This window comes from Aeromonas sp. 30P, from assembly GCF_051919805.1.
GTDB classification, from domain to species: Bacteria; Pseudomonadota; Gammaproteobacteria; order Enterobacterales; family Aeromonadaceae; genus Aeromonas; species Aeromonas veronii.
Map to the genome: position 1 here is coordinate 1,230,372 of NZ_JBQBEA010000001.1, position 19,496 is coordinate 1,249,867.

Genomic DNA, 19,496 nt, shown 5'->3' on the forward strand with positions numbered 1-19,496 from the left:
CTCAATCTTCCCGGGTCACGCGCAGTACCTCTTCGAGGCTGGTCTGCCCCTTGAGGACCTTGTCGATGCCGTCACGGCGGATGCTGGGGGTGTGGCCGCGGATCAGCCGCTCGATGGCGAGCTCGCCGCTGGCGCTGTGAATGGCTTCTCGCACCGCTTCGTCGATCACCACCAGCTCGTGGATGCCGGTCCGGCCACGGTAGCCGGTGTGGTTGCACAGCTCGCACCCGACCGGACGCCACACCTGCTGATCGGGGGCCAGCTCGATGCCCATGGCGAGGCGCTCCTGCTCGGTGATGGGGCGCGGGGCGCGGCAATCGGGGCAGAGGGTGCGCACCAGCCGCTGGGCCAGCACCGCCAAGAGCGACGAGGAGAGCAGGAAGGGCTCGATCCCCATGTCCCGCATCCGGGTGATGGCGCCGATGGCGGTGTTGGTGTGCAGGGTCGACATCACCAGGTGACCGGTCAGCGACGCCTGCACCGCAATCTGGGCGGTTTCCAGATCTCGGATTTCACCCACCATCACCACATCCGGATCCTGACGCAAGATGGCGCGCAGGCCGCGGGCGAAGGTCATGTCCACCTTGGTGTTGACCTGGGTCTGGCCCACCCCTTCGAGGTCATATTCGATAGGGTCTTCCACCGTCAGGATGTTGCGATCCCGCGAGTTGATTTCAGACAGTGCCGCATAGAGGGTGGTGGATTTACCGGAACCGGTCGGGCCGGTAACCAGAATAATGCCGTGGGGCTTGCGAATAAGCTCGCTGATGATGGTGCGGTTGGCCGCGGTCATCCCCAGCTGTTTGAGCTCGAGGCGCACGTTGTTCTTGTCGAGCAGACGCAATACCACCCGCTCGCCGTAGCTGGACGGCATGGTGGAGACCCGCACATCGACGGCGCGGCCGCCGATACGCAACGAGATACGGCCATCCTGCGGTACCCGCTTCTCGGCGATATCCATCCGCGACATCACCTTGATCCGCGAGACCAGGAGTGAGGCTAGCTTGCGATGGGGGCGCAGGATCTCCCGCAGCACCCCATCGATGCGAAAACGGATTACCAGTGCCCGCTCAAAGGTCTCGATATGGATATCGGAGGCCTCTTCTTTTATCGCCTCGCTCAGCATGGCGTTGATGAGGCGAATGATGGGGGCATCGTCATCGGCGTCCAGCAGGTCTTCACTCTGGGGCAGCTCTTCGGCCAGGGCGAAGAAGTCCATCTCGTTGCCGAGATCTTCCATCAGCTGGCGTGCCTCGGAGGAGTCGCGCTGGTAGTGAGCCATCAGCAGCTCTTCGAAGGCCTCGTTGTCGAGCTGCTCTACCGCGAAGCTGCAACCCGCGACCCGCCGCACTTCCAGCAGGGCTTGCGGGGTGACGCCAGGGCGGCACTGCAGCACGGGGGCGCCGTCCCGCTCAATCAGGATCACCCCGAAGTTGCGGGCAAAGACAAAGGGGAGCTCGGGCAGTGGCGCAGGCCCGACGCTTCCATCCAGATGGTAGGCGCTCATCAGGGCTTACTCTGCACAAACGGGGTGGTGGTCTCGACAGTGCTTTGCTGTCTGCTCCGCATCTCGTTGATCTGCTTCTGGATCTCTTTTTGCAGCTCGGGCGACACCATCACATCCTGGCCGTAAACCGGTAATACCTGGCGCTTGGGCGAGGTGAGGTACCCTTCCTGAGCTGCCGCTTCCAGTTGTTCAGCACGGAACAGGGAATATTTGTTATTGGATAGGCCGGAGTACACATCGGCATCACGCAAAATTGTCGGGCGGATAAAGACCATCAGATTGCGCTTGGATGTTGAGTTGGAGGTGGAGCGAAACAGATAGCCCAGCACAGGAATATCACCGAGCAGTGGTACCTTGGAGATTTCTTCTTTGGTCTGTTCATCCATCAAACCGCCCAGCACCACGGTTTCACCGCTCTTCACCAATACCGAGTTTTTCACTGTACGGGTATCAAATGTTGGGCCCAGGCCAGAGGTACCTTCAGCCTGCTTGCCAACACTGGAGACCTCCTGTTCGATATTCAGCAGCACCGAATCCCCTTCGTTGATCTGAGGGGTGACGGTTAACTTGGTTCCGACCGTTTTGCGCTCAATGGTATTGAAGACGCTGTCACTACTGGTCGAACTTTGAGTGCCTGTCTGGACAGGTACTTCCTTGCCTGCATTGAAAGAGGCTTCCTTGTTGTCCATGGTGACGATACTCGGGGTCGATAGAATATCGTTCTTGGTATTGGAAGCCAGAGCTGTCGTCAGCATGGCCCAGTCGCCGTGATAGAAACCGGCGGCCATGCCATTTACGGTCGACATGAGCTTGGTAATGGGTTCCGGATTCCCGTTATCTTTGAGCTTGTCTGCTGTGACTTTCGAGGTAATGGGGACTCCGGTATCGGGATATTGAATCGAACCATAGTCGGCATGATTCCACTGTACCCCGAGGTTGAGGCCATCGCTGTCAGCTATTTCGACGATGATCGCCTCCACCAGCACCTGGGCGCGGCGGATATCGAGCTTGGCCACCACCTGCTCCAGTTCGGACATCACGTCCGGCTGGGCGGTGATGACCAGCGCATTGGTGGTCTCGTCAGCGGAGATGGCCAGCTTGCCACCGCCGATGCTGGCGCCACCTGTGGTTGCGCCGCCGCCCTTCTTGTCGGCCTCGATGCTGGAGCTGACCCCCTTGAGCACCTCGACCATGTCTTTGGCCTTGCCATATTTGAGGTAGAAGACCCGGGTGTTGCCCTGGCTCTGCAGGTCGCGGTCGAGCTGGCGCACCATCTGGATGATGCGGGCGCGCGCTTTCGGCTCACCACTCACCACCACAGAGTTGGTGCGCTCGTCGGCCACCACCTTGGGGGAGAGCAGCAGGGAGGCGGTGCCGCCCTGGGGGTTGCCATCCTTGTTGAGGTTGGTCACCAGCCGCACCATTTCACCCGCCGAGGCAAACTTGAGCTTGATGATGTCCACATCCTGATCGCCTGCGCGGTCGACCCGGTTCACCACCTCCACCAGACGGTTGACCACGGCGGCGCGGCCGGTGATCAGCAGCACGTTGGAGGGCTCGTAGTGCACCACGTTGCCACCACCGGCGTTGTCGTTGAGCTGGCGCAGCAGTGGTGCCAGTTCACGGACCGAGACGTTGCGCACCGGCACGACCCGGGTCACCATCTCGTCGCCCATGCCCGGGTTGCTGCCATCCACCACCGGAATGGCGGAGGTCTTGGCATCCCGCGAGCGCAGCACCTTGAGCACTCCGTTGTCCATCGGCACCACGGCAAAGCCGTAGACATCGAGCACGCTCAGGAAGAACTGGTAGTACTGCTCCTCATTGAGCAGGTCGTAGCTGCGCACGTTGATCTTGCCGCGCACCGAGGGCTCTATGATGATGGTTTTATTGAGGTTCTTGCCCACCGTATTGATGAACTCTTCAATGTCGGCGTTCTTGAAACTGGCAGAGTATTCGGTGGCCCAAGCTGAGCCCGCCATCATCAGTGCCGCTGCGATAGTGGCCAGACGCCAGCTTTTCCCTTTAGTGGTCATTATTGGTACGACTCCAAATCATTATTCTGACAAGCGCACATAGATGTCGAACTGTTCGCCCTGTCGCTCGACGGTCACTGTCATTTCCGTTGCGCCAGCCATCTGCTGCATCGCCTGCATGGCTTGCATGTTGTCCCGTAAATCCAGCCCGTTGATGCTGATGGCCAGGTCATTGGCCTGCAGCCCGCTCTGGTTGAAAAACTCAGGATTGCTGCCCGGATTGAGGCGATAGCCGGTCATGCGGCCATCCACCTGAACCGGTGAAATATTGAGGTAATCGGTGATCTTGCCCGGATCGGCCATCAGCTCGCTGCGCAGGGAGCCAAGGGGGGCGGTGTTGGTCTGCGGCAGCGGCTTGCCATACTCCTCGCCATCCAGCATCAGGGTCTCGTCGCGGCCATCCCGCTCGATGATCACCCGATCCGGATAGACCTGCCGGATCCGCGCCTGGGTGCCGTCAATCATGTCACCGACCCCATAGGAGTTCTGGATGCCGGACATGGCGATGATGGCGATGGATTTGGCGGGATCAGAGCTGGCCAGCACCCCGTTGAGCTGGGCATTGAGCTGGGTACGCGGCGCATTGGCGGCCACGGCGGCTTTGGCCTGTGCCTTGGGGAGCGCCTTGCCAAACAGCGCCAGTCGGCTTACCTCGCCCAGTTCAAGGCGCGGATTGCTCTGGCCGCTGACCGCCACTGCGGAGGGTTGCCACGGTTGGCTGGTTTGCGGACTTGCCAGGGTGAGCAGACGCCAGGTGAGGGCGGCGCTCTGCTGGGCTAGCATGATCAGCAGCGCCAGAAAGGCCACCTGGGTGACTCTGGTCATGGGAAGCCGCCGGCACTGGGTCAGCAGCATGGTCAAAATGTCATCCCTGAATCGTAGCGTCATATTAATCAACAAATTCCAGGCTCTGGGGCGGCTGCGTATTGTGTACGGCCGGTGGCTGTGACACAACGGGTCGGGGCGCGCCAAACCGTAAAAATGGATATTTCATCACACCGTAAACCTTTGAATGCTCACAAAAGTGGCACTCAGGTGAGGTGCATCCTGCTTGCCAGCGAACATCAGGGTACGGTGCGTACTCATCCTCGCCAATCCTGCAGCACCTTGAGGGTCACGCTCTGTCCGGCGACCTGCAGCACTATGTATTGCTGGTCGATGGTGGCGAGCACGACCCCCGGGGCGATTTCGCTCCCCTCCCGGTATTCCCGGCCATTGAGCACCACGGCTCGCTTGGCGGGGTTGGAGGAGAACACATGAGAGCCATAGCTCAATTGCGGTACCTGCTGGCGCACCGACTGGGGTGCCGAGCCCAGCGCCATCAATTGTGCTGGTTGCACGCTCTGGCTGGCGGTGTGTGGCGTCTCCTGCAATGGGGTTTCATTGAGGGCTTTCATCAGCTGCTCGGCCAGACTCAGCGCGGGGGTATTCCCCTGACTGGTCCCTTCGTTTTTGGCCACTGCTCTGGGTTGGGCCACCGGCTCCGGCAGGGGCGGGGGCAGCGGACGGGTCACCATCGCCTTGGGTTCGACCCGCACGAAGGGCGGGGTGATCACCTCTTTCACCTCCACCTTCTCCTCGATGGGGCGCAGGTGGAGCAGATGCCAGCCATAGTTGGCGCCCGCCCCCAGCAACAGGGCCAGGGGAGCCAGCAGCCAGCCAATGCGGCGTGGGCTGCGCTCCTCTTCCCGGGGCATGGGCAAGCCCATGGCTGGAATATGGGCGGAGAGTTGCGGTTGCTGCGCACGGCGCAGCGCCTTGAGCAGGGTAGACATCAGGAGGCCTCCTCCAGTCTGGGCATGGGTTCACCGGAGAGGGCGTTGAGACGCAGCAGGGTGTTGCTGCCCGCGATACCATCAGGGGTCAGCCCCTGATCCCGCTGGAACTGCTGCAGCTTGTTCTTGAGCTCGCCATCGAAACGGCGCACCTTGCGCTCGGGTTGTTGCAGCGCACGGCTCAGGGCGTTGTCGAGCCACTGGATCTGGGTCTGACCGGCATTGCTGGCAATCAGGCTCACCCCCCCTTTCGGCATGCGCCAGAGCAGGGTGTAGCTACCGCCCCAGTTGTCGCTGAGCCACTGGCGATCCACCTGCCAGCTTTGGTCACCTATCATCAGGCTGGCTTTGTTTGGCCCCAGATTGACCAGGGTCGCGTAGTAGAGGCCGCCAGTCTGGTCAGTGAGCGTGATCATGGCGGGATACTGCAGGGCGCGCAGCTCGTCGAGGCTTGCCTCTCCCTCCTGACAGCGCAGACCGGCACGGGGGGCGTTATCGCAGGTTGCTTCGAACGGTTCAGGTTCATAACCCCAGACCCGATAGAGATTCTGCATGGCGCTGTCGGGGTCGATGGCCTGATTGATCGCCTCGGTCAGCTGTTCCTGCTGCTCGGCGGTCTCGTCGATGGTGACCGGCACCTCGACCTTGACTACCGGACGGGTAGGGAACACGCCGAAAAATTGCCAACCCCACCAGCCTGCGGCCACCAGCAGGGCGCCCGCCAGCGTCACCATCAGACCGGAGGCCCAGCTCCCTTCGTCCCGAACGCCATTGACCTCGAAGGCCGCCTGGCTGATATCGCTGTGGACAATCTTGTAGCTGCCACGGGCGAAAGCGGCGATCAGAGCGCGGTCACAGATGAGGTTGATGAAACGGGGGATGCCGCCACTCAGGCGATGGAGTGTCTTGATGGCGCGCGGGGTGAAGATGGGTTGTACGCAGCCTGCGACTTGCAGCCGGAAGCGGACGTAGGCATCCACATCGCTGTGAGAGAGCGGCAGCAGGTGATAGCGGGCGGTAATGCGCTGGGCCAGCTGACGCAGCAGGGGTTGGCGCAGCATCTGTTGCAGCTCGGGCTGACCGATCAGCACCACCTGCAGCAGTTTTCGTTCGTCGGTTTCGAGGTTGGTGAGCAGACGCAGCTGCTCCAGTACGCCGGGCAGCAGGTGCTGCGCCTCATCCACCAGTACCACGCTGCGCTTGCCTGCCGCCAGGTTGGCCAGCAGGTGATCGCGAATGAGGTCGAACAGCCGCTTGATCCCGGCATCCTCGGGATAGGGGAGTTGAAACTCGTCGCAGATGGCGGCCAGCAGATCCCGTTCGGTCAGGGAGGGGTTGAGGATATAGGCGATCTCGGTCTCGGCGGGCAGCTGTTGCAGCAGGCAGCGGGAGACGGTGGTTTTGCCGGTGCCCACTTCGCCGGTCAGCAGCACAAAGCCGCCGCCATCCTGCAATCCATAGTTGAGATGAGCAAGGGCTTCGCCGTGGCGCTCGCTCATATAGAGGTACTTGGGATTGGGCGAGATGGAAAACGGGTGTTCCGAGAGGCCGAAGAACTGTGTGTACATGAGGGTATTCTTTTGTAGCCGGCGACAGATGAAAAATGTCTCCGGATGATAGCAAACCTCGCTTTCATTGGAAGCCATCATTGGCGCCGGAGGGCAAATTGCGGCCTTTTCCTGCCATCTTGTGATCCCGGTTGCGTCATTGGCACGAATCCGGATCACAAAATGACAAAAAATAGCTGTAAATAAAGGGAAATATCAATATGGGCGCGGCGTGGCAAAGGCTGTCAGCATGGCGCTGAACCGGCAATAGCCAGACCTGTTTGTGTACAATTTATGACACCGGTTGCCCTGTCAGCCATCAGGGCAAGCTGGTCGGGATGTACTTGCTCAGTGGTGATCCTGAAACTGCGCGGCAATCTCTCTGAACTGCGTTTCACAGGCGAGAAACGCCGCGACAATGCCGGGATCAAAATGGCTGCCGCTCCCCTTCACGATGATCTCCTTCGCTTCCTCATGGCTGAAAGCAGGTTTGTAGACTCGTTTCGAGATGAGGGCATCGTAGACATCCGCTACCGCCATCAAACGCCCGGAGAGGGGAATGTCCTCACCCGCCAGCCCTGCCGGATAGCCGCTGCCATCCCACTTTTCGTGATGGGTGAGGGAGATCTCCCGGGCCAGCCGCAAGAAGGAGTTGGAGCCCAGCTGCGCCTCGGCACTCGCCAGCGCATCGGCGCCGATCTGCGGGTGGCGCTTCATGATGGCGAACTCCTCGTCGGTCAGCTTGCCCGGTTTGAGCAGGATGGCGTCGGGAATGCCCACCTTGCCCACATCGTGCAGCGGGGCCGACTTGAACAGCAGGTCGATGGTGGCGTCATCGAGCGGATAGCGATCCCAATCGCTGCGACTGAGGTATTGCGCCAGCGCCTTCACATAGTGCTGGGTGCGGATGATATGGGCGCCGGTCTCGTTGTCACGGGTCTCTGCCAGCGAGGCGAGGCCGAGGATGGCCACGTCGCGGGTCAGGTTGAGCTCGTCGCTGCGGGATTTCAGCTCACCGATCATCTGATTGGTGCTGGCGGCGATAAGGCCGAACTCGTCATCCCGGGTGACCGGCACCCGGGCGTCGAAGTCACCACACTGTACTCTGGCCATTGTGCTGGTCTGCTGGCGCAGGGATAGGCCGAGATTGCGACCATAACCGTGAATAATGAGGGCGAGATAACAGAAGGTCACCGTCATTACGAAGGCGATCTCCCACAGGATGTAGTGCTGGGCATCGACCCTCGGCAGGCTGCGCTCCACCGTCACCAGCCACTCCAGATCCTTGTTGAACAGCAAGAAGAAGACACCCCCCAGCAGGGTGAGGGTCGCCAGGTAAAGAGGGTGAACTTGCGTGGCATCGGCATGGCCAGCGGGTGGCTCAGTGCCAGGCTCTGCTCGGCTTGCCGTGTTCTGGCCCGATTCCAATCCCGCTCCAGGGTCAGATCGGCCGCCACCAGAAAGCCGAGGGTGGTCATCCCCAGCAGCACCTTGAGGTGACTCTCCAGCGGGAAGTCGTGGGTCAGGGCGTTGTAGCCCGAGAGCAGCAGTGCTCCCAGCAGGTAGAAACCCACCTCCAGTCCAAACCCGTCCAGCCCGTTGCGCGCCAAGGGCCGCCTTGAAAGCAGCCAATTGCGCACGGCGAACATGATGGCGAACGTCACCAGGGTCGGCCCCAGCAACTGGGGCAGGGTGAGACTCTCGAGAAACGGGCAAACCTGCCAGCCATAGAGACAAAATAGTGACAGGGTTACCCCGTAGTGCAGGGCGCAGCGCCCCGTGATCCTCTGCATATTCCCACCCATGTTGCTGGTTATTGTTATGTCGGCGGGAGGCCCGCCATTACAGGCGCCGCAGCAGCAGGCTACCGATGGAGTAGCCAGCGCCAAAGGAGCACAGTACGCCGCGAGCACCCGCAGGAAGGTCGCGATTGTACAGATGAAACGCGATGATGGAACCCGCCGAGCTGGTATTACCATAGCTATCAAGAATGACCGGCGCCTCCTGCTGGCTGGCATCGTGACCGAGCAGCTTGCGGCCGATGAACTGGTTCATGGTGAGGTTGGCCTGATGGAGCCAGAGCCGGTTCAGGCTCTCGGCGGGCCAGCCCTGCTCGTCGAGCTGGTTGGCTATCTGGTCGCACACCAGCGGCAATACCTCCTTGAACACCTTGCGTCCCTGCTGGCGAAACAACTTGTCGTCGCTGTAGCGGGTACGCGGGCTCAGCCGGTTCAGAAAGCCGAAGTTGTTGCGGATGTTGTTGGAGTATTGGGTCACCAGCTTGCTGGCCACCAGTTGCCACGGATTGGCCGCCTTGCAATCGGTCTCCCGCTCCAGCAGCACCGCGGTGCAGGCATCGCCGAAGATAAAGTGACTGTCTCTGTCCCGGAAATTGAGGTGTCCCGAGCAGATCTCCGGATTGACTACCAGCGCCACGTTGGCGGTGCCTGCCGCCAGCATGTCGGCGGCTGTCTTGATGCCGAAGGTGGCGGACGAGCAGGCCACGTTCATGTCAAAGGCCATGCCGCTCGCCCCCAGATAGTGCTGCAGCTCGATGGCCAGCGCCGGATAGGGGCGCGGCATGTTGGAGGCGGCGACGATCACCAGATCGATCTCGCCGGGCTCGCGACCGGCGGCGATCAGCGCCTGCTCGGCGGCGGCCACTGCCATCTCCACCATGATGGAGGGCATCTCGTCGGGCCGCTCCGCCAGCAGCGGCTGCATGATGTCGGGGTTGAGCACCCCCTCGCGGCTCACCAGATAACGACTCTTGATGCCGGAGGCCTTCTTGATGAACTCGCAGCTCGAGTGCTGCTTGGCGGGAAGCTGGCCGGCGTCGATGGCGGAGGCGTTCTCCTCGTTGTAGAGATCCACATACTGGTTGAAGGCGGCCACCAGCTCTTCATTGCTGACGGCAAAGGGTGGGGTATAGAGGCCTGAGCCACTGATCACGATAGAGGTCATCTTTGCTCCTCGCCGGGTGCGTTCCCGGCTTGTCGGTTTATAGGGTAGAGAGGGTTACAGCTGGTCGATCGCCGCAGCGAGACCCGCCAGGGTCAGCGGATGCATCCGTCCGCCAACCACGTCATTCATCAGTTTGATGGAGGGGTGCCAGAGCCACTCCCGCCGCGGGGTGGGATTGATCCACACCAGTTTGGGAAAGTGCTGCTGCAAGCGGGTAAGCCACACCTGACCTGACTCCTCGTTCCACTGCTCGACACTGCCGCCCGGCCAGGTGATCTCGTAGGGGCCCATGGTGGCATCCCCCACCAGGATCACCCGGTAGTCGCTGCCGTAGGTGCGCAGCAGCCGCAGGGTATCGAACCGCTCCTCAAAGCGGCGCTCGTTATCCTTCCAGACGAAGTCGTAGAGGCAGTTGTGAAAATAGAAGTACTCCAGATGCTTGAACTCGTGGCGCAGGGCGGAGAAGAGGCGCTGCACCTCGGCCACGTGGGCATCCATGGAGCCCCCTACATCGAAAAAAACCAGCAGCTTGACCCCGTTGTGGCGCTCGGGCCGCAGCTTCACATCAAGCCAGCCCTGGCGGGCAGAACTTTTTATGGTGTCGTCGAGATCCAGCTCGTCGGGATTGCCTTTGCGCACCCAGCGTCTGAGCTTGCGCAGCGCGAGCTGAATGGCGCGCTGGCCGAGCGGCGAGTCATCGCTGAAGTTGCGATAGTGACGGGCCTCCCATACCTTCGCCGCCTTGCCGTGCAGCCCCTCTCCACCCATGCGCACCCCCTCGGGGTGAAAACCGCCGTGGCCAAACGGGCTGCTGCCACCGGTTCCCACCCACTTGTTGCCGCCGGCGTGGCGCTCTTTCTGCTCGCGTAATCGCTGGTTGAGGGTCTCCAGCAGCTTGTCGAGTCCGCCGAGGGATTTGAGCAGCGCCTTCTCCTCTGGGCTCAACAGTCGTTCGAACTCCTTGCGCAGCCACTCCTCGGGCAGGTTTTCCGGCAGCAGGGGGATGGCGTCCAGCCCCTCGTAGTATTCGGCGAAGGCGCGATCGAAGCGATCGTAGTGGGCCTCGTCTTTTACCAGCAGGCAGCGGGAGAGCTGGTAGAACTCGTCCATATCGACAGCAACCAGCCGGGCCGCCAGTGCGGCGTGCAAGTCCAGCAGCTCGCGCAGGCTGCAGGGGAGCTTGTGGCGGCGCAGGTGGGTAAAAAAGTCGATCAGCATGGGTCAGCTGCCGCGCCGGGCCAGAAAGGCGAGCTTCTCGAAGAGATGCAGGTCCTGCTCGGTCTTGAGCAGGGCGCCATATAGCGCGGGTACCAGCTTGCCGGGCTCGCGGGCACGCATCGCCTCGGGGGCGATATCGTCGGCCAAGAGCAGGCGGATCCAGTCCAGCAGCTCCGAGGTGGAGGGTTTCTTGCGCAGCCCCTCTACCTCGCGCAGCTCGAAGAAGAGATCCATTGCCTCGCCAAGCAGGCTCTCCTTGAGGTCGGGGTAGTGGAGCTTGACGATGGCCTGCATCTCGGCCTTGTCGGGGAAGCGGATATAGTGGAAGAAACAGCGGCGCAGGAAGGCATCCGGCAGCTCTTTTTCGTTGTTGGAGGTGATGATGACCACCGGCCGCTGGCGCGCCTTGACTCGCTCGCCGGTCTCGTAGACGTCGAACTCCATCCGATCCAGCTCCAGCAGCAGATCGTTGGGGAATTCGATGTCGGCCTTGTCGATCTCGTCGATCAGCAGCACAGGTCGCTGCTCGGCGCTGAAGGCCTGCCACAACTTGCCTTGACGAATGTAGTGGCTGATATCGGCCACTCTGGGGTCGCCGAGCTGGGAGTCCCGCAGCCGGGCCACCGCATCATATTCGTAGAGTCCCTGCTGGGCCTTGGTGGTGGACTTGATATGCCAGGCAATGAGATCGGTGCCAAGATGGTCGGCGACCGCTTCTGCCAGCACCGTCTTGCCGGTGCCCGGCTCCCCCTTGATCAGCAGCGGTTTTTCGAGGGTGATGGCGGCATTGACCGCCATCTTCAATGCATCGGAGGCGAGATACTGGCTGCTTCCTGAAAATCCCATAACGTCGGTTCCTTTGACGATTGGCGCCCGGAGTCAGGGGCCAGAGAGAATAAGCTCTATATGTTGTAATACCATATGGTTATAACGAATAGTCACTTCTCATTCAGAAACCACAGGGTAATCTTGTTTCATCGTCGTAACAAACACAGGGATAGCACCATGAGCAAAATTTTTGAGGACAACAGCCAGACTATCGGTAACACCCCGCTGGTTCGTCTCAACCGTGTTACCAAAGGCCGCGTGCTGGCCAAGATCGAGAGCCGTAACCCCAGCTTCAGCGTCAAGTGCCGTATCGGCGCCAACCTGATCTGGGATGCCGAGAAGCGCGGCATCCTGACCAAGGGTAAGGAGATCATCGAGCCCACCAGCGGCAACACGGGTATTGCTCTGGCCTTTGTCGCGGCAGCTCGCGGCTATCCCATCACCCTGACCATGCCGGCCACCATGAGCCTGGAGCGCCGCAAGCTGCTCAAGGCGCTCGGTGCCAATCTGGTGTTGACCGAAGGGCCGCTCGGCATGAAGGGGGCTATTGCCAAGGCCAACGAAATCCTCGAATCCGAGCCGGGCAAGTATGTGTTGCTGCAACAGTTTGAAAACCCGGCCAATCCGGAGATCCACGAAAAGACCACCGGCCCCGAGATTTGGGATGCCACTGACGGCGAAGTGGATGTGTTCGTGGCCGGGGTCGGTACCGGCGGCACCATTACCGGGGTCTCCCGCTATCTGAAGCAGACTAAAGGCAAGGCGGTGGTCTCTGTCGCGGTCGAACCGGCCGAGTCGCCGGTCATCAGCCAGAAGCTGGCCGGGGAAGAGATCAAACCGGGCCCCCACAAGATCCAGGGGATCGGCGCCGGCTTTATCCCGGGCAACCTGGACCTCTCCCTTATCGATCGGGTGGAGAAGGTGACCAGCGATGAAGCCATCGAGATGGCCCGCCGCCTGATGGAGGAGGAGGGGATCCTGGCCGGTATCAGCTCCGGTGCTGCGGTGGTGGCTGCCAGCCGTCTGGCCGAGCTGCCGGAATTTGCGGGCAAAACCATTGTGGTCATCCTGCCGAGTGCGGCGGAGCGTTACCTCTCCAGCGCCTTGTTTGCCGGGGTGTTCAGCGAGCAGGAGCTGCAGCAGTAACTGATCGGAATCTTTCAAAACAGCGGCGCTCCCAGGAGCGCCGCTTCTTTATGGGCTAGACTCAACCCCTGTTAGTGTCACTTGATCCTTATTTTTTGGGGTAAAATAACAAGTTCCGGAGTGAGAAAAAAAGCAGACATTCCGCTCTAAATCTCATATCCTGTGCGGCGTCACGCGGTGTTTGCTGGCTCGGTATCACAAAGTAACAAAGTGTTATTTTTCGTTATAAAATAATTTCAGGCCAGTCCTGATGCGGCTTGTAGCCCAATAACTGAAAATTGCCAACCAGCGCGCCGATTACTGCACAGAAACTTGACCTGGATTAAACCATTGCGGGTCTGCTTTCGTTACTTTACAACATATCCATACTGACACGGTGGGTCAGGTTGCTTCAAAAACGACCAATCCACCAAAAAATATCAATAATATGGGGTGAAACCATGTACGAGAAGTCTGTTGTTATTACTGCTGAAAACGGCCTGCACACCCGTCCGGCAGCTCAGTTCGTGAAAGAAGCCAAAGAATTCCAAAGCGAGATCACTGTGGTCTCCGGTGGCAAGTCCGCCAGCGCCAAGAGCCTGTTCAAGCTGCAGACCCTGGGCCTGACCAAGGGTACCAACGTAACTATCCAGGCTGATGGCCCGGATGCTCAGCAAGCTGTTGAGAAGCTGGTTGCCCTGATGGACGAGCTGGAGTAATCCAGCTTTAGATTCCTCCCCCACAGTCGTTTTAATAGGAAGGATTATGATATCTGGCATTCTTGCGTCCCCCGGTATCGCATTCGGTAAGGCGCTTCTTCTTAAAGAAGATGAAATCGTTATCAATCAGGGCAAAATCTCTGCTGACCAGATTGATGTCGAGATCAACCGTTTCCTCGAAGCTCGTACCAAGTCAGCTGCCCAGCTGGAAGCCATCAAAGAGATGGCCGGTCGCACCTTCGGTGAGGAAAAAGAGGCCATCTTCGAAGGCCACATCATGCTGCTCGAAGATGAGGAGCTGGAAGGGGATATCAAATCCTTCATCAAAGAGAACAAGGCTTCCGCTGACAAAGCCATCTATGAGGTGATCGAACAGTACGCCAAGATGATGGCCGAGCTGGATGACCCTTATCTGCGCGAACGCGCTACCGACTTCCGTGACATCGGTACCCGTCTGGTCAAGAACGTACTGGGCATCGCCGTTGTCAACCTGAGCACTATCGACGAAGAGGTGATCCTGGTCGCCAAAGACCTGACCCCGTCTGAAACCGCTCAGATCAACCTGAAATATGTGCTGGGTTTCGTCACCGACATCGGTGGCCGTACCTCTCACACCTCCATCATGGCCCGCTCCCTGGAGCTGCCGGCCGTGGTAGGCACTAACGACATTACCGAGCGCGTCAAGAACGGTGACATGCTGGTGCTGGATGCGATCAACAACCAGATCATCATCAATCCGACCGCTGAACAACTGACCGAAGCCAAGAAGTTCCAGGCTCAATTCCAGGCCGAGAAAGATGAGCTGGCCAAGCTGAAAGATCTGCCCGCCATCACGCTGGATGGTCACCAGGTCGAAGTGTGCGCCAACATCGGTACCGTCAAGGATACCGAAGGTGCCATCCGCAATGGCGCCGAAGGCGTGGGTCTGTACCGTACCGAGTTCCTGTTCATGGACCGTGACGCGCTGCCGACCGAAGACGAGCAGTTCAAAGCCTACAAAGAAGTGGCCGAAGCGATGCCGGATCAGCCGATCATCGTGCGTACCATGGACATTGGCGGCGACAAAGAGCTGCCGTACATGAATTTCCCGAAAGAGATGAACCCCTTCCTGGGCTGGCGTGCCGTGCGTATTTTCTTCGACCGCGAAGACATCATGCACGCTCAGCTGCGGGCCATTCTGCGCGCCTCTGCCTTCGGCAAACTGCGCATCATGTTCCCGATGATCATCTCTGTCGAAGAGTTCCGTAGCCTGAAAGCCACCGTAGAGACGCTGAAAGCCGAACTGCGTGCCGAAGGCAAAGCCTTTGATGAATCCATCGAAGTGGGTATCATGATCGAGACCCCGGCCGCTGCCGTGATGGCTCATCATCTGGCCAAGGAAGTGGATTTCTTCAGTATCGGTACCAACGACCTGACCCAGTACACTCTGGCTGTCGATCGTGGTAACGAGATGATCTCCGCTATGTACAACCCGCTGTCACCCTCCGTCCTGACCCTGATCAAGATGGTTATCGATGCGTCCCACGCCGAAGGCAAGTGGACCGGTATGTGTGGTGAACTGGCTGGTGACGAGCGCGCTACCCTGCTGCTGCTGGGTATGGGTCTGGATGAGTTCTCCATGAGCGCCATCTCTGTACCGCGTATCAAGAAGCTTATCCGCAACACCAACTTCGAAGATGTGAAGGCAATGGCTGATCAAGCACTGAGCTTTGCCACCGCTGCTGAAATCGAAGCGTGCGTAGATAACTTTATTAAGCAGAAAGCAGTCTGCTAAGATCGGCTGCAAACAGCGACAAATCATCTCTAGGAGCTTTATATGGGTCTGTTTGATAAACTGAAGAAACTGGTTTCCGACGATAGCTCTGACACCGGCGGCATCGAAATCTTTGCTCCGCTGTCTGGCGAAATCGTGCCGATCGAAGATGTGCCTGACGTTGTCTTCGCCGAGAAGATCGTTGGTGACGGTATCGCCATCAAGCCGGCTGGCAACAAGATGGTTGCTCCGTGCGATGGCACCATTGGCAAGATTTTCGAGACCAACCACGCGTTCTCTCTGGAATCCGACTCCGGTATCGAGCTGTTCGTTCACTTCGGTATCGACACCGTTGAACTGAAAGGCGAAGGCTTCAAGCGTATCGCTCAGGAAGGTCAACAGGTCAAGCGCGGCGACACCATCATCGAGTTCGATCTGGCCGTTCTGGAAGCCAAAGCCAAGTCTACCCTGACTCCGGTTGTCATCTCCAACATGGACGAGATCAAAGAGCTGATCAAAATGACTGGTGCTGTGACTGTGGGCGAGACCCCGGTTATCCGTATCAAGAAGTAATGCCCGGCTGGCTCACGCCAGTTGCGCAGTAAAAAACCGAAGCCTTGTGCTTCGGTTTTTTTATGGCCGCGAGTCGGCTTTCCTTTCTGGTGATCACTCTATTCCGTCGAGATGACAACCCGGTTACGGCCCTGATCCTTGGCCTGATAAAGGGCCCGGTCTGCCATCATCAGCAGATAGTCGATGCTCTCCTGCCCCTTCATGCTGGCACACCCCAGACTGATGGTGAGGGAGAGCTGCTTCCCCTGCCATGGCAAGCGGGTGGAACTGACATGCTGGCGCAGCTGTTCGGCGCGCCGTGCTGCCTGTTCAATATCGCAACCAGGCAGGATCAGCAGGAACTCCTCCCCGCCCCAACGGGCCAGGCTCTCCCCCGGCAACAGCTGGCTCGCCATGGCGTGGGCGACGGCGCAGAGCACGGCATCACCCGCAGGGTGGCCGTAGCGGTCATTAACCTGCTTGAAATGGTCGATATCTCCCAGTACCACCGAGAGGGGCTCACCCTGCAACCAAAGGGCCTGCAGCTGTTGCTGGGCGCCGCGCCGGTTGGTCAGTTCGGTGAGCGGATCGGTGCAGGAGAGGCGGCTCACCTCTTCCACCATGCACTGCAGGTCGTGGATATCGCGAAAGGTGACGATATGGCCATCCGGGATGGCATCGGCTCCCAGCTGGGCAGTGACGATAAACCAACGCGACTGACCGCTTTTGCAGCGGATCAGCGCAGGCATTTCGGCGACCTCCAGCCCTTGCGACAAGCTCTGTTCCACCTGGGAGTGCCAGGAGTCGATGATGGTGCGGCGATACCCTTCATCCGGGTAGGCGACCTGAAACCAGGAAGCCATGTCCGGCAGATCGTCAAGGTTGTAGCCCAGTTGCTCAATAAAGGCTTTATTTAGGAAGCGGTGGCGCCGCTGCGGGATCATGTCGGGTGAGCAGCCATCGTGACGGGCAATGGATTCTGACACCAGAATAGGCAGCGGGATCACATCGAAGGAGCGAAACAGGATCTGTTGCAGTTCTCGGTCATTCATAGGAAAAGCAGCTCCACGATGCATCTTTTATATGCTTTACCATAGGTCAGACCAGTGTGGTGGTAAACCGATTTATGGCGGTTACGCCGCCGGTTTTTCAGCCAATGGCAAAGGCGAGAAAATGGCGGGGTTGTTTGCCGTAGCCGTATCGGGTGAAAGCTGGGCAGGCTGAGGAGAAGGGGCAGAGCAAAAGGGTCAAAAAAACCCACATGGTCAGGCACATGTGGGTTGGGAAAAACCAGACAGGGTAAAACAGACACTCCCTGTGTCGGTCATCTTTAGCTCAGGTGGAGGTGGTCCATCTGCTGGAGCTTTTCGGGCCAGGGCCCCTGCTGGTGGTCACCAAATCTTCACGCGCTCGGAAGGTGGCAGATAGAGCTTGTCTCCCGGCTTGATGGTAAAGGCGCTATAGAAGGCCGGTATGTTGACGACGACGCCGTTGACCCGGTACTCCAGCGGCGAGTGGGGATCTGTCTTGAGCAGAACGGCAGCGAGCTCGGGCCGATACTTCCCTTTCCACACCTGCGCCCAGCCGATAAAGAAGCGCTGCTCGCCGGTGAAGCCATCGAGCACCGCTGGCTGGCGGTTGCCCAGGGCGAGCTGGTACGCCTTGTGGGCGATGGTCAGGCCACCGAGATCGCCGATGTTCTCGCCAAGGGTCAGCTGGCCATTGACATGATCCCCCTTGATGGGCTCGAAACGGTCGTACTGTTTCGCCAGTTTTTGCGCTCTGGCGGTGAACTCCTTGAGATCGGCCGGAGCCCACCAGTTGTGCAAGGCACCGTTGCCATCGAATTTGGCCCCCTGATCATCGAAACCATGGCTCAGCTCGTGACCGATGACCGCGCCGATGGCGCCATAGTTGACCGCATCATCCGCCTTCAGATCGAAGTAGGGTGGTTGCAGTATGGCTGCCGGGAAGACGATCTCGTTGTTGTTCGGGTTGTAGTAGGCGTTCACCGTCTGCGGATTGTCGAACCACTCCTCCCGATCCACCGGTTGATGGAGGCGGGCAAGGTGCTCGTTGTAACGCACCGTGGCCGCTCGCTGGGCATTGCCGACCAGATCATCGGGACGGATCTCGATTGCGCTGTAATCCTGCCACTGGTCGGGATAGCCGATCTTGACCCGTACCTGCTCCAGTTTCGCCAGCGCCTGCTGTTTGGTCGGGGCAGACATCCAGTCGAGCCCACCGATCTCCTGGCGATAGGCGGCGATCAGATTGCGCACCATGGTCGCCATCTGTGCCTTGGCCTCGGCCGGAAAGTAGCGCTCCACGTAGAGTTTGCCCACCGCCTGACCCAGATAGTCGTCCAGCACCTCCATAGCCTGCTTCCAGGGCTCCCGCTGCCGGGGGATGCCGCTCAGGGTCGTACCGTAGAAAGCGAAGTGCAGGGCATTGCTCTGGCTGTCGAGATAGGGCGCATAAGTGCGTAGCAGATGGAACAGGCAGTAGGATTGCCACTGCGCGATGCTGGTCTCCTGCATCACGGCGGTCAGCTTCTCCAGATAGTCCGGCTCACTGACGATGATCTCGGTTTCCCCGGCGATACCGGCCTCTGCCAGGTAGCGTTGCCAATCCAGGGTGGGCAGCAACTGACTTAGGCGGGCGATGGGCAGTTTGTTGTAGGTGAGGTTGCCATCCCGCCGCTTGACTCTGTCCCACTGCAGGCTGGCGAGCCGGGTCTCCAGCGCCAGAATGCGATGAGCCTGTTCGCTCGCCCCCTCGACGCCGGCATGATTGAGCAGGGCGGTAATGAACTGCTCGTAGCTGGCCCGCAGTGCCTTGCTGGCGGCATCTTCTTTCAGGTAGTAGTCCCGATCCGGCAGACCGAGACCGGATTGCTGCAGGTAGATCCCGTAGCTGTCAGGCTGCTTCTTGTCGGCCATGAACCCGATACCAAAGGGAGCGCCGCCCCCCAGCTTGCTAACACGGGCAAGGTAGATGGCCAGCGAGGCGCCATCATGGATGGCCATGATCTCGTCGCGCAGCGGCTGAATGGGGGTCAGCCCTTTGGCATCCCGTCCGGCCTGATCCAGATAGCTGGCGTAGAGATCGGCGATCTGCTGGCGAGGGGTTCCGGCCTGTTGCGGGCGCTTGAGCAGCTCCTCCAGCAACACCTTGCGATCCTCCAGCGACTTGTCCGCCAGCAGATTGCCGATGGTCTGCCCAGGCAAGTCATCCGGTATTTGGGTCCGGGCCAGCCAGTTGCCGTTGACGTGGCGAAACAGATCGTCCGCCACGCGCACGCTGTTATCCATGCTGGCCAGATCCACCCCGGAGTGGCCGCTGGCGGCACCGGCGCATGGGGCGAGGCCAAGCAGGGCCAGCGCAATGAGGCTGGCGATCATGCTGCGTTGCTGTTTCATCGTGAGTGTCCTGTATGGGGAGTCGGTGGTGAATTGGCTGTAACCGGTGG

The 19,496-nt window shown here is 59.7% G+C and carries 14 protein-coding genes and 1 pseudogene; 4 read left to right on the forward strand and 11 right to left on the reverse strand.

What is annotated here, in order from left to right:
• Window position 1 precedes the first annotated feature (1 nt).
• The 9 genes and pseudogenes from exeE to ACTG2B_RS05915 form a co-directional block, all read right to left on the reverse strand.
• A complete protein-coding gene (gene exeE / locus ACTG2B_RS05875) occupies window positions 2–1,507 on the reverse strand; it encodes a GspE family T2SS ATPase variant ExeE (protein ID WP_005338295.1) in 1,506 nt (501 codons plus the stop codon).
• Window positions 1,507–3,543, reverse strand: coding sequence for a GspD family T2SS secretin variant ExeD (gene exeD / locus ACTG2B_RS05880; RefSeq protein ID WP_259583821.1), 2,037 nt, complete (start codon window positions 3,541–3,543; stop codon window positions 1,507–1,509). Before exeD ends, exeE begins: the two co-directional genes overlap by 1 nt.
• 21 nt (window positions 3,544–3,564) lie before the next feature.
• Complete coding sequence (gene exeC / locus ACTG2B_RS05885; protein WP_439996912.1) at window positions 3,565–4,398, reverse strand: GspC family type II secretion system variant ExeC; 834 nt, start codon at window positions 4,396–4,398, stop codon at window positions 3,565–3,567.
• 227 nt (window positions 4,399–4,625) lie between these two features.
• Window positions 4,626–5,318, reverse strand: a complete 693-nt coding sequence (gene exeB, locus ACTG2B_RS05890; RefSeq protein ID WP_439995341.1) for a GspB family T2SS assembly factor variant ExeB — start codon at window positions 5,316–5,318, stop codon at window positions 4,626–4,628.
• Complete coding sequence (locus ACTG2B_RS05895) at window positions 5,318–6,886, reverse strand: ExeA family protein (RefSeq protein WP_040065846.1); 1,569 nt, start codon at window positions 6,884–6,886, stop codon at window positions 5,318–5,320. Before ACTG2B_RS05895 ends, exeB begins: the two co-directional genes overlap by 1 nt.
• Window positions 6,887–7,213: 327 nt before the next feature.
• Window positions 7,214–8,658: pseudogene (locus ACTG2B_RS05900) on the reverse strand (HD domain-containing phosphohydrolase).
• Between the two features lie 49 nt (window positions 8,659–8,707).
• The gene (locus tag ACTG2B_RS05905; RefSeq protein WP_439995342.1) at window positions 8,708–9,829 is read right to left on the reverse strand and encodes a beta-ketoacyl-ACP synthase III; all 1,122 of its coding nucleotides are present in this window, start codon (window positions 9,827–9,829) and stop codon (window positions 8,708–8,710) included.
• A gap of 54 nt (window positions 9,830–9,883) precedes the next feature.
• Window positions 9,884–11,047, reverse strand: a complete 1,164-nt coding sequence (locus ACTG2B_RS05910; protein ID WP_439995343.1) for a vWA domain-containing protein — start codon at window positions 11,045–11,047, stop codon at window positions 9,884–9,886.
• A 3-nt stretch (window positions 11,048–11,050) separates the two neighbouring features.
• Complete coding sequence (locus ACTG2B_RS05915) at window positions 11,051–11,893, reverse strand: AAA family ATPase (RefSeq protein WP_005347493.1); 843 nt, start codon at window positions 11,891–11,893, stop codon at window positions 11,051–11,053.
• A 159-nt stretch (window positions 11,894–12,052) separates the two neighbouring features.
• On the opposite strand from ACTG2B_RS05915, the gene cysK reads away from it, so the two are divergent.
• The 4 genes from cysK to crr all read left to right on the forward strand — a co-directional run bounded on the left by cysK (window position 12,053) and on the right by crr (window position 16,045).
• Complete coding sequence (gene cysK, locus ACTG2B_RS05920) at window positions 12,053–13,021, forward strand: cysteine synthase A (RefSeq protein WP_252657081.1); 969 nt, start codon at window positions 12,053–12,055, stop codon at window positions 13,019–13,021.
• A 440-nt stretch (window positions 13,022–13,461) separates the two neighbouring features.
• On the forward strand, window positions 13,462–13,719 hold the full coding sequence (locus ACTG2B_RS05925) for an HPr family phosphocarrier protein (protein WP_005338266.1): 258 nt from the start codon (window positions 13,462–13,464) through the stop codon (window positions 13,717–13,719).
• A gap of 46 nt (window positions 13,720–13,765) precedes the next feature.
• Window positions 13,766–15,493 (forward strand): phosphoenolpyruvate-protein phosphotransferase PtsI, encoded by a 1,728-nt coding sequence (gene ptsI / locus ACTG2B_RS05930; RefSeq protein WP_159143331.1) that lies wholly within the window; start codon window positions 13,766–13,768, stop codon window positions 15,491–15,493.
• Window positions 15,494–15,535: 42 nt separating this feature from the next.
• Window positions 15,536–16,045, forward strand: a complete 510-nt coding sequence (crr, locus tag ACTG2B_RS05935) for a PTS glucose transporter subunit IIA (protein ID WP_005338264.1) — start codon at window positions 15,536–15,538, stop codon at window positions 16,043–16,045.
• A gap of 98 nt (window positions 16,046–16,143) precedes the next feature.
• On the opposite strand, the gene ACTG2B_RS05940 is transcribed toward crr, so the two are convergent.
• Window positions 16,144–17,076 carry a GGDEF domain-containing protein gene (locus tag ACTG2B_RS05940; protein ID WP_439995344.1) on the reverse strand — a complete coding sequence of 311 codons (933 nt, stop codon included), beginning with the start codon at window positions 17,074–17,076 and terminating at the stop codon, window positions 16,144–16,146.
• A gap of 339 nt (window positions 17,077–17,415) precedes the next feature.
• On the reverse strand, window positions 17,416–19,446 hold the full coding sequence (locus ACTG2B_RS05945; RefSeq protein WP_439995345.1) for a M13 family metallopeptidase: 2,031 nt from the start codon (window positions 19,444–19,446) through the stop codon (window positions 17,416–17,418).
• Between the last annotated feature and the right edge of the window lie 50 nt (window positions 19,447–19,496).